Origin of the sequence: Brevundimonas vancanneytii, assembly GCF_901421975.1 — a bacterium.
Lineage (GTDB): Bacteria > Pseudomonadota > Alphaproteobacteria > Caulobacterales > Caulobacteraceae > Brevundimonas > Brevundimonas diminuta.
The window spans coordinates 3,139,712-3,151,166 of record NZ_LR588407.1; the positions used below are offsets into that span (position 1 = coordinate 3,139,712).

General features: G+C 59.5%; 9 protein-coding genes. 7 read left to right on the plus strand and 2 right to left on the minus strand.

Features of this window, described 5'->3' with window-relative positions:
- Positions 1-291: 291 nt before the first annotated feature.
- From FGL25_RS15575 to FGL25_RS15590, 4 genes are all read left to right on the plus strand, one after another.
- Positions 292-2,283: a class I SAM-dependent DNA methyltransferase gene (locus tag FGL25_RS15575; protein WP_138142212.1), complete on the plus strand. Its 1,992-nt coding sequence runs from the start codon at positions 292-294 to the stop codon at positions 2,281-2,283.
- Complete coding sequence (locus FGL25_RS15580; protein ID WP_138142213.1) at positions 2,280-3,407, plus strand: restriction endonuclease subunit S; 1,128 nt, start codon at positions 2,280-2,282, stop codon at positions 3,405-3,407. The genes FGL25_RS15575 and FGL25_RS15580 overlap by 4 nt, the downstream gene beginning before the upstream one ends.
- Positions 3,404-6,613 (plus strand): type I restriction endonuclease subunit R, encoded by a 3,210-nt coding sequence (locus FGL25_RS15585; protein ID WP_138142214.1) that lies wholly within the window; start codon positions 3,404-3,406, stop codon positions 6,611-6,613. Before FGL25_RS15580 ends, FGL25_RS15585 begins: the two co-directional genes overlap by 4 nt.
- A gap of 137 nt (positions 6,614-6,750) precedes the next feature.
- Positions 6,751-7,674, plus strand: coding sequence for a DUF262 domain-containing protein (locus FGL25_RS15590; RefSeq protein ID WP_138142215.1), 924 nt, complete (start codon positions 6,751-6,753; stop codon positions 7,672-7,674).
- Here the strand turns inward: FGL25_RS15590 and FGL25_RS15595 are convergent.
- Positions 7,619-8,991 (minus strand): IS3 family transposase gene (locus FGL25_RS15595; protein ID WP_138140760.1). Its coding sequence is split into 2 segments (ribosomal slippage): positions 7,619-8,634 and positions 8,634-8,991, totalling 1,374 coding nucleotides; the frame shifts between segments, so codons are not numbered across the junction. The two genes, FGL25_RS15590 and FGL25_RS15595, sit on opposite strands and share 56 nt — an antisense overlap.
- Before the next feature lie 227 nt (positions 8,992-9,218).
- On the opposite strand from FGL25_RS15595, the gene FGL25_RS15600 reads away from it, so the two are divergent.
- The 3 genes from FGL25_RS15600 to FGL25_RS15615 all read left to right on the plus strand — a co-directional run bounded on the left by FGL25_RS15600 (position 9,219) and on the right by FGL25_RS15615 (position 10,866).
- Complete coding sequence (locus FGL25_RS15600) at positions 9,219-9,782, plus strand: hypothetical protein (RefSeq protein WP_252970225.1); 564 nt, start codon at positions 9,219-9,221, stop codon at positions 9,780-9,782.
- 293 nt (positions 9,783-10,075) lie between these two features.
- Positions 10,076-10,645, plus strand: a complete 570-nt coding sequence (locus tag FGL25_RS15610; protein WP_138142218.1) for a hypothetical protein — start codon at positions 10,076-10,078, stop codon at positions 10,643-10,645.
- Positions 10,642-10,866: a hypothetical protein gene (locus FGL25_RS15615; protein WP_138142219.1), complete on the plus strand. Its 225-nt coding sequence runs from the start codon at positions 10,642-10,644 to the stop codon at positions 10,864-10,866. Before FGL25_RS15610 ends, FGL25_RS15615 begins: the two co-directional genes overlap by 4 nt.
- A gap of 352 nt (positions 10,867-11,218) precedes the next feature.
- Here the strand turns inward: FGL25_RS15615 and FGL25_RS15620 are convergent, their stop codons facing one another.
- Positions 11,219-11,443 carry an oxidoreductase gene (locus tag FGL25_RS15620; RefSeq protein WP_138142220.1) on the minus strand — a complete coding sequence of 75 codons (225 nt, stop codon included), beginning with the start codon at positions 11,441-11,443 and terminating at the stop codon, positions 11,219-11,221.
- Positions 11,444-11,455 lie beyond the last annotated feature (12 nt).

Sequence of the window (11,455 nt, forward strand, 5' to 3'; positions counted from 1 at the left end):
TCCGCTTGGGAGTTCCGTGGGTATGCGGTGGGAAGGGCTCTTAAGAGAGCTTGCTTTCGTAGGGCGGTGGTCGCGTGTTCGAGTCACGCAAGCGGCACCACGTTCTAGCGCCACTCTAGCCAGCAAGTCGCGGGCTTCTGAGCTGGGCAGCCCTTTCAGCTGGTAGTTGCGTGGGTCCCTGCTGGGTGGTGGCTTCGCACGGTACGATCGAAGCTAAGCCTTCAGACGTTCTTGTCGCGCACAACGCCACGCTGCTACGCCTAGGACTGGTCATAAAGGGGCGTACCGGTAGTGGAATCGAATATCGAAGCGGTCGAGAAGCGTCTGTGGGCGTCGGCCGATCAGCTGCGGGCGAACAGCGAGTTTGCGAGTAACGAGTACTTTCTGCCCGTCATGGGCCTCATATTCCTTCGGCACGCCTATAGCCGCTACCTCGCCGTGAAGCCTGAGATCGAAGCGGGGCTGCCCAGCCGGGGGGGTGTGGTCCGCCCGTTGACCAAGGAAGACTTCACCAGCCGGGGAGCGATCTTCCTGCAGCCCGAAGCGCGCTTCGATTATCTGGTTAGCCTCCCGGATGGGGCGGACCGCGCTGCGGCAGTCATAGCGGCCATGGAGGCGGTGGAGACGGATTATCCAGCCCTGAAAGGCGTCCTGCCGAAGAACGAGTATCAGCAGCTTGAAAACGAGGTGCTGGGCGAAGTGCTACGCATCTTTAATGACCCCGCGCTGCAAAGCGCCAAGGGGGACGTGTTCGGTCGTATCTACGAATATTTTCTGACCCAGTTCGCGGATCAGGGGGCTCACGACGGCGGCGAATTCTTCACCCCGCCCTCCATCGTGCAGATGATCGTAAACGCCATAGAACCCGATCATGGCAGCGTGCTGGACCCGGCCTGCGGTTCGGGCGGCATGTTCGTGCAGAGCGCGCACTTCATCGAGAGGATGCAGCAGGACCCCACCAAGGTCGCGACCTTCTACGGACAGGAGAAGAACGCCACCACAATCCGCCTGGCCAAAATGAACCTGGCCGTTCACGGGCTGGAAGGGCGTATCGAGCCGGGCATCACCTACTACACCGACGCCCACGAGCTGGTGGGCAAGGCCGATTTCGTCATGGCCAATCCGCCGTTCAACGTGGACGAGGTCGACGCCGAAAAGATACGCAAGGACCCGCGACTGCCCTTCGGTTTGCCCGGTGTGAACAAGGCGAAGAAGGTTTCCAACGGAAACTATCTGTGGATCTCGTATTTCTATAGCTATCTGTCCGACGCAGGCCGCGCCGGCTTTGTCATGTCGTCTCAGGCCTCCAGCGCGGGCGGCGAGGAGGCGAAGGTCCGGCAGAAGCTGATCGAGACCGGTCACGTCGACGCGATGATCGCGATCCGGGGCAATTTCTTCTACACTCGCACCGTCCCCTGCGAACTTTGGATGTTCGACAAGGGCAAGGCTGCCGAGCACGCCGACAAGGTGCTGATGCTCGACGCGCGGCAGGTGTTTCGCAAGGTCACGCGCAAGGTCTTCGACTTCTCGCCCGAGCAGCTTCAGAACCTGACCTCGATCTTCTGGCTCTATCGCGAGCAGGACGACCGGTTCCGAAGCTTGGTAGATAGCTACCTCAACAGGTCAACAATCGAGGCGCTCGGCACTCTGCCGATTGAGCCCGCATTTGGCGATGCGCTAGAGGCGATCCTGGAGGGTTTGGAAGATGACACCGGTCTGACCGAGCCCGCCGCGCTCTTCAGAACCGACTGGAGCGCCTTCACCACGCGGGCGAAGGGGCAGGTCGCAGACGGCACAGACATCGCCGCCCTGCACGCCCGACACGACGCGCTTGAACCCTTGGCCGAACAGTCCCGCGACTTAATCAAGCAGATCGACCAGCTGTTCAAACTGGCGGAGAAGGCGCACCGTGACCGAGGCGGAAAACGTGGCAGGGCCAACCCGATCAACGTACTCGAAGCCGCGCGGCTGCAGCTGATCGAACAGCTCAAATTGGTTCGCTACTTCCACAAACAGGCGCACTGGCTGCTCAGCCGTTTCCCGGAAGCTCGGCTCGCGGCCGTGCCCGGCCTCGTCAAACTGGTGGACCGGGCTGAACTGGCAGCCAACGATTGGTCGCTGACCCCGGGCCGCTATGTCGGCGTGGCCCCGGAAGAGGAAGACGAGGATTTCGATTTCGAAGGAGTGATGCGCGACATTCACGTCGAGCTGGCCGGGCTGAACGAAGAAGCGGCGGGGCTCGCGGCGCAGATTCAAGGCAACTTCAAAGGTCTTGGCCTGTGACTTGGACCGATGGGGAGCTGGGAGACTTCCTGACCCTAAAGAGAGGTCATGATCTTCCCAATGGAAGCCGTCGGCTCGGTGATATCCCGGTAGTTTCTTCGTCGGGCTTCACGGGCTGGCATGACGAAGCCAAGGCAGAGCCGCCCGGCGTAGTCACCGGCCGATATGGAACGATCGGTGAAGTCTTTTATGTAGATCAACCGTACTGGCCGCTGAATACCGCGCTCTATGTGATCGACTTCAAGGGGAATGATCCTAGGTTCATTGCCTATTTTCTGCGCCATCAGCTGAAGAACTATAAGAGCGAAAAAGCGGCCGTCCCCGGCGTGGATCGCAAGGTTTTGCACAAGCTGGCTGCTCGATGTCCGGATCCGCAAATCCAGCAGGCCGTGGTGCGGATACTCTCCGCCTATGACGACCTGATCAATAACAATCGACGTCGGATAGCCTTGCTGGAAGAGGCGGCTCGGCAGCTCTACAAGGAATGGTTCGTCCGCTTCCGCTTCCCGGGCCACGAGCATGCAAGAATCCTCGAGGGCGTACCAGAGGGGTGGGCGCGCACCGCGGCGTCCAGCGTGATTGATATCTGCTCAGGCGGCACGCCGAAAACAACGACACCACAATTTTGGGATGGAGAAATCCCTTTCTTCACCCCGAAAGACGCGGTGCGGGGATGTTATGTCTCGAACACTGAAAAGAAGATCACAGAGGAAGGGTTGGCCAAATGCAACAGCAGGCTCTACCCAAAGGACACACTGTTCATTACTGCGCGTGGAACAGTCGGCAACATGAATCTGGCAATGGTGCCTATGGCTATGAACCAATCGTGTTACGCGCTAGTCAGCAAATCTGGCATGAGCCAGAGGCTGCTTTATCTGACCATGGATGCCAGTCTTCAGCAGTTGCGCAGTCAGGCGTCAGGGGCTGTCTTTGATGCCATTGTTGTAGCGACGTTTGATCGCATAGTGGTGACAAGTCCTGATGCCGGAGTGGCCGAAGCCTTTGACGAGCTTGTTAATCCAATTTTCGATCAGATTGCCAATCTTGTGAAGCAGAGCGAGCACCTCACTCAAGCCCGCGACCTCCTCCTCCCCAGACTGATGAGCGGGGCTATCACTGTATGACGGCGCTGAACGAAGACACCCTGGTCCAGGCCACTATGGCCGACTACTTGGCCGACGCGCTGGGCTGGGAAAGTGTCTATGCGTTCAACAGCGAAGTTTTGGGGCCGGAGGGGACGCTGGGGCGCGCCTCCGAAGCCGACGTCATCCTGACTCGTCATCTGGGCGAGGCGCTGATCCGGCTCAACCCCGGCCTGCCGCCGGCCGCCTATGCCGATGCCCTGCGCCAGATCACCGACGCGCCGCTGGCCTCTAGCCTGCTGACCATCAACCGCGACACCTACGGCCTGATCAAGGACGGTGTTCTAGCCAGCTTTCGCGACGCCAAGGGCGATCTCGTCAAGCAGCGGCTGCGCCTGATCGATTTCACCGACGATCCGGTGAAGAACAATCACTTCCTGTGCGTGCGCGAACTCTGGGTGAAGGGCGACCTGTATCGCCGGCGCGCCGACATCATCGGCTTCGTCAACGGCCTGCCGCTGCTGTTCGTCGAGTGCAAGGCGATCCACAAGGATGTCCGCCACGCCTACGAGCAGAACCTGTCCGACTACAAGGACACCATCCCGCACCTGTTCCACCACAACGCCTTCATCATCCTGACCAACGGCCACGAGGCGAAGATCGGGTCGCTGTCCAGCAAGTACGAGCATTTTAACGACTGGAAGCGCCTCGACGAGGATGATCCCGGTGTGGTCGATCTGGACACCATGCTAAAAGGCGTGTGCACCAAGGCCAATTTCCTCGACCTGCTTGAGAACTTCATCCTGTTCGACGACGGCGGCGAGCGGATGGTCAAGATCGTTGCGCGCAATCACCAGTTCCTGGGCGTCAACAGGGCTATCGCCGCTGTCCGGGAACGGGAGGCGCGCGCCGGCAAGCTGGGTGTCTTCTGGCACACCCAAGGATCGGGCAAGAGCTATTCGATAGCCTTCCTGACCCAGAAGGTCCACCGCAAGATCGGGGCGAACTTCACCTTCCTGATCTGCACCGACCGCGTTGATCTGGACGACCAGATTTACGGCACCTTCGCTGGCTGCGGCCTCGTCAACAACGACAAGTCTCAGGTGCGGGCCGGCACCGGCGAGGAACTGAAGGCTCTGCTGGGTGTGCACAAGCCCTACGTTTTCACCCTGATCCATCGCTTCAATCAGGACGTCAGCCAAGGCGACCCCTATTCGGACCGCGACGACATAATCGTCATCGCGGATGAGGCGCACCGGACGCAGAACGGCCTGCTGTCGCTCAACATGCGTAATGCACTGCCCAACGCCAGCTTCATGGGCTTCACCGGCACGCCGCTGATGACTGGTGATGAGATCACAAGACAAACGTTCGGCGGGTACATCTCGACCTATGACTTCCAGCGTGCCGTAGAAGATAACGCCACGGTTCCGCTGTACTACGACGCGCGCGGCGACAAGCTGGGCGTGGCGACGAATGACCTGAATGAGAAGATCGCCGCGAAGCTGGAAGAGCTCGAGCTGGACGATCCCAATGTGACCGAGCGCCTCGAAAAGGAGCTGAAGCGCGAGTACCACATCATCACTGCAGAGACGCGCCTAGACACCGTCGCCGCTGATTTTGTCGAGCATTACACGACCGGTTGGGAGACCGGGAAGGCGATGCTGGTGTGCATCGACAAGGTGACGTGCGTCCGGATGCACGCGCTGCTCGCCAAGCACTGGGAAGCGCGTATCGCGGCGCTGGAGGCAGACTTAGCCAAGGCGACCAACGAACAGAATCTTGCCGATCGGCAGCGGCAACTGGCCTGGGTAAAGGCCACCAAGGCGGCGGTAGTCGTGTCCGAAGAGCAGGGCGAGGTCGAGCGATTCCGAAAGTGGGATCTGGACATCAAGCCGCACCGGGCGCTGATCAAGAACGGATTCGAAACCGACGACGGCAAGCGCATCGATCTCGAATCTGCGTTCAAGAAGGAAGACCACCCCTTCAGGATCGCCATCGTCTGCGCCATGTGGCTGACCGGCTTTGACGTGCCCAGTCTGGCGACACTCTACCTGGACAAGCCCCTGAAGGCGCACACGTTGATGCAGGCTATCGCCCGCGCCAACCGGGTCAGTGCGGGAAAGAATAACGGTCTGATTGTCGACTACTGCGGCATCCTCAAGAACCTTCGCAAGGCGCTGGCGACCTACGCTGGAACAACCGGTGTGGGGCCGGGCAATCCGGATGCGCCGCCACCTGAGACGGACCCCGTTCGGCCGCCTGAGGAGCTACTGGCCGACCTGCAAGAAGCGATCGCGGCAGCCGAAGGGTTCTTGTCCGCCCGCGATTTCCGCCTGCTCGACATTCTGGAAAAGAGTGGCTTCGCACGAAACAAGGCCATCATCGACGCGAAGGAAGCCGTCAATGAGAACGACGAGAGCCGCAAGCGCTTCCAAATCATGGCGCGAGAGGTGTTCAAGAAGTTCAAGGCCTGTGTGAACTTCCCCGCCGTAAATGCCTCACGTCAGCGATATCAGGCGATTAAGGTCATCTACAACAGCTTAGAAGATGACGTCCAAAAGGCGGACATTTCCGACATCATGAGGGTCTTGCAGGGGCTGGTCGACGACAGCATCGAGACGCACGCTGATGGCATGGCGGATCCCGGCCGGCTCTACGACATCAGCCAGATCGACTTCGAAAAGCTCAAGAAGGAGTTTGAAAGAAGCCCCAGAAAGCACACCACCGTTCAGAGCCTGAAGGACGCAATCCAGAAGAAGCTGGAGATGATGCTGCGACAGAACCCGATGCGCACCGACTTCCAGAAACACTACGAAGCGCTTGTCGCGGACTACAACCGTGAGAAGGATGCGGCGACCATTGAGCGGACGTTTGCGGCCCTTCTGGTGCTAATCGAAGAACTCGATAATGAAGAGCGTCGAGCCATGCGCGAAGGGCTGGATGATGACTCGCTGGCGCTGTTTGACCTCCTGATAAAGCCTGATCTGAACAAGGGTGACATTGCTCGACTGAAGAAGGTCGCCGTAGAATTGTACGCCATGCTGAAAACGCAACTGCAGGTGATCCAAGGTTTTGCCGGAAAGCAGGCGACACGAGACGCCATCCGCGTTGCGATCGCTGATTTCCTTTATGACGATAGCACCGGACTTCCGCCCAGCTATCTGCCGGAAGAGGTGGACATGAAGGCGGCAGCGATTTTCGCACAGGTGCTTATGCGGAGCCGTGCAGGCTTCCACGCCCGTTGAGTCCGTCGACTGCTGAGAGCCGAATACCCGCCAGATATCGGTCGCTCTCGCCGGAAGGGCAGGCGAGAGGCATCGATACCTAAAGACCGCGCATTTCTCGGCATCTTATTTGAAGGACAGATAGGACAGCGACGACAATGGATGCTGACGATCACAAAGTAGAAATCGTCCTGAAGGAGGATCGGCGCTTCATGGTGCCGCTCTATCAACGCAAGTACCAGTGGGCGGAGCACCGCCTGCATCCGTTCTGGGAAGACGTCGTCGCCAAGGCGGCGGAGGTCCTGAGAGGCGAGGACAAGTTCGACCACTACATGGGTGCCCTCATCCTCGCCCCTGTCGATGCCGGCTCTCAAATCGGAAAGACGCCGGTGGTGCAGGTAGTGGATGGCCAGCAGCGCCTGACCACCTTCCAGCTATTTCTCGCGGCTCTCCGCGAAGTTGCCCGAAAGCATGGGTTGGAGGACTTTGCGCCTCACATCGACGGCTATCTCCGCAATCCGCTTAAGAGCAAAGACACAGACCCCCTCACGCGCTTCAAGCTGACGCCGACACCGAGCGACCGGGCCCTGTTCCACGACCTGATGGAGCTGACCTACGATGCTGCGGTCGTCAAATACCGAGGCCTATTCTGGGGTGCGACGGTTCCCAAGAACACACCCTTCCCGGCATTCCGCGCCTACCACCTGTTCCACCGCTGGATAAGCGACTTCACCCTGAACGGTCCAAGCGACGAGCAGCCGGCCGAAGATACCGAAGGCGAGGCGCAATCCCTTGAGGAAGAGGACTCCAAAGGCGTCGCAGGCGAGCGTTTGGAAGCCTTGCTCAAGGCCGTTCTCGAACGACTCAAGTTGGTGGTGATCACACTCGGCGAGAATGACGACGCACAGGTGATCTTCGAAACGCTGAACTCGAAGGGTGAACCTCTCCTGGCTGTCCGTCGTCGAAACATTTGGCGCAGGTTTGGCGTGGCGTTAACGGAGAGCGGGCCTCGTCAGGGGTTGGCTTTTAGGCGGCGAGCTTGCGGTGCTGCAAGCGGCGATGTTCGATGGTCTGTTTCTTGATGGCGGCGCGCTGGGCGTGGATCTGCCGATCGCGGCCAAAGTAGGCATCTGCGGGCGTCACATTGCCCAGGCTTTCGTGATAGCGCTGGTGGTTGTAGTGCTCGATGAAGGCTTCGATCTGGGCTTCGAGATCGCCGGGCAGGTAATAATTCTCCAGTAGGATGCGGTTTTTCAAGGTCTGGTGCCAGCGCTCGATCTTGCCCTGTGTCTGGGGGTGAAAGGGGGCGCCGCGCACGTGGCTCATGGACTGGGCCTCGATATAGGCGGCCAGTTCGCCCGCGACATAGCTCGGGCCATTGTCCGAGAGCAGGCGCGGCATGTGCAGCACGGTGGCGCTGTCACAACCTGATGCGGCCAGCGCCAAGTCCAGCGTGTCGGTGACATCGCCCGCCGTCATGGTGGTGCACAGCTTCCACGAGATGATGTAGCGGGAATAGTCGTCGAGCACGGTTGAGAGGTAAACCCAGCCCCAACCGATCAGCTTGAAATAGGTGAAGTCGGTCTGCCACATCTCGTTTGGTCGCATCGTCTTGGTGTGGAACTCGTCGCGGGCCTTGATGACGATATAGGCTGGGCTGGCGATCAGATCCTGTGCCTTGAGCAGGCGATAAACCGTGGCCTCGCAGACAAAGTACTGCTTCTCATCGGTAAATTTGGTGGCCAACTCGCGGGGCGAGAGTTCGCTTTCCTCCAGCGCCATGTCGATGATCTGTTTGCGCACATTCTCGGGCAGCCGGTTCCATACCCGGCTTGGCGCCGAGGGGCGGTCTTCCAGCGCCTCAGGCCCACCATCAAGGTAGCGGGCATACCAGCGGGCAAAGGTGCGGCGTGGGATGCCCAGTTTCTCCAGCGTCTGTCGGGTGGGCAGATGGGATTGCTCGACGAGGCGGATGATCTCGAGCTTTTCTGCGGCGGGATACCTCATTCTTGGTCGCCCCCATCCGCGATCATGCTTTTTTTAAGCAGGCGGTTCTCGAGCGTCAGGTCGGCCACGCATTCCTTGAGAGCCAGTGCTTCACGGCGCAGATCCTTGACCTCGTCACTGGTGGCGGCACGGGCCGTGTCCCCGGCCAGACGGCGTTTGCCAGCCTCAAGGAATTCTTTTGACCAGGAATAATACACGCTCTGGGCGATGCCTTCGCGGCGGCACAGTTCAGCGATGCTCTCCTCGCCGCGCAGGCCTTCGAGCGCGATGCGGATTTTATCCTCGGCCGAGAAATGCCGGCGTGTGGCACGGCGAATATCTTTCACCACCACCTCGGCGGGCTTCTTGGTGGGCTTGGCAGCCAATTTTGGGCTGGAGGGATTGGGTCTCATCTGCGTTCCTTACGTCACTGCGACGAGACCCAATCCCTCCATTATCCGCAACCCCAGATCTGTGCCAAAGGCGCTGACGCCGAACAAGCGCCTCAATGAACTGCCTGAGAATCCCTATCCTCAGGCGTTGTGGGACAGCAAGGTCGACCAAGTCTGGGATTTCGTGCTGCGAAGGTATGCATGAGATTGCGTCGGCATCATGATACGCAGCGCTGCTACCGATGAGGGTGGCTCCCTATCGCCAAGGAGATCTTGACGGTCTTTGCGGCATCTATTCGGTCGTTAATGCACTGAACCACCTTTTCGCGATCCGGCCCGCACCCGGATTCAGCCAGCACATGTTCGAAACGGTGGCTCGCGCCATTCCGTCGAAATTTTATCCGGACGTGCTGTGGGACGGCATGGATGTAGACCTGCTGACGCGGATCGCAAAGCGGGCGGCTGCAACTCTCAAGGACGAGATCGACTTCGACATTAAGGTCGCGACGCCTTTCAGCAGGCGACGCTTCAAGTCGCGAGACGACTACCTCGATGCCGTCGAGCATGAACTCAATAAAAGCTTCTCAGTCTTCATCGTCTTTGTGGATTGGCCGAAACGCCAGGGCGGCGGCTCGCATTGGACGGTCCTGAAAAAGGTCTGTCCAGATTATCTGACTTTGTTTGACTCAAGCGGCCAGCGGAAGCTGGCATTGGCACGCCTTGGACTTGGCGACGGCCCAGGCACTCGCCTCCACCCGAAACATACAGTCATGCTAACGCTGACAGCCATGGGCGGCGAGGCTTTAGCTTAGGAAAAGCGATTGCGCTGGATCGATGAAGTGACGGAAGCTAGTGATCCGCCCCCGTTTTCTGGAGCACCCGAGGCTGGAGTTTTCCGGCCCGAGTCAGGGTGACAGGCTGGCTATGCCACCCGGATTCATCAGCGTGATCGGCGTCTTGTTGCAAATGGCCCCATGGGGCCGATCTTCGTTGTACGATCCTGGCGTCACGTCGGGGTGCGCGTGGGTATTTTTTACCCAGCGAAGCTTGAGTTGCGACGTTCCAACAACTTCGTTATGCAATCATAGTTTCGTGAGGGCGGACAGTGTTGGCTTACGATAAGCGTGCATGGCGACGAGGTACGGCTGCTTTTGCCCGGTTCACGCCATGCGTCATTCTGCTCGTCAGCCTTGCGGCATGCAGTGCGTCGGAGCCCGATTTCGCCTCAAACGCAGGAGCAGACGCATGGTTAGCTTTCCATGGCGGAACTGTTCCTGATGCGTGCATCATAACTTTAATCGAGAGGTACGGTGACACCCATTATGTCACGGCCACATCTCGCGCGAAGGCAAGATCTGATGCTCTGGAATTAGCTGGCCGTGCCTACGCCTTGGCCCTAACCGGCAATCGATGGATCGAGGCCTCGGAAAAGGTGCTGGAAACAGCTGAAGAAGGCTTGGCGCGGGGTTGGGTCGTTCCGCAAGCTGTGGAGGACGCCAAGAGCGAACTCTACCGGGTCAAGTCCCAAGTCCGTTCCGAGATGGAGACATCGACAGTGTCGTCGATCGAGTCGTGCGATTTCGATGCGGCACATGCGAGCCTCGGCATCGAGCCTGTCGGTGATCCCGACTGCGTATATCAATCTGAAACGATGGGTGACTTGTGCAAAAAATGAACCTGAAACTGGCGTCGATCGGCTGTCTAGCCATCGGAATGATGAGCCTGCTGCGCGCCACCTTCTTCGACACTGCCCCTGAGGGAACTCACAACATCGGGCTGATGCAAGCGCAGATGCTGTGGTCCAACTTCAGCGCCCTTATGCTCGTGCTCGGCGCGCTGTTCTTCATCGCACACTACCTCGGCGAAAAGCTTGCCATGGGCGACCGTCCAAGATGAGCGCACCAAGCCTTAAATCGGGGCTAAGCGCGCCGTCTTGAGCGGCCAGACCGAAGTGCCTCCGCAGGTATGGTGCAGGTCGAAATTTGAACTTGGTCTGAGTTAGCGCTCGCTAACTAGGAAACGAGTGAACCACGGGATCAGGCCAGAATGGGAAGTGTTTGGGTGGCCCCGCCTTCCAGGGTACGAAATGGCATCCAAAGCCATACCAGCGCTGGATTTGACCGTCGGGCTTTAAACGAGTTCGTAATGAGGGGGTCAGGTGTTCGAGTCACCTAAGCGGCACCACCTTTTCTCTTCGCCCGTCAGAATCGCACCCACGCCCCGGGCGGCGCATCCGCACGATTGAACTTCAGGCGGCCAGGGCGCGGAGAGGTCGGGCCAGGGCGAGATCGGACGGGGCGAAGCTGCGGACCTCGTGGTTGCCGCGATAGAGGTCGATGCGCTCCAGGCGCGGCCAGTCGCGCGCGACCGCCGTCAGGCCGCGCACGGCCTCGACCTCGGTGACGCCCGGCAGGACGCATAGCTCGGGCGTGATCGCCTCGGGCGTGTGGATCAGACAATAGAAGACGTCCATGGGCGCGCTCCC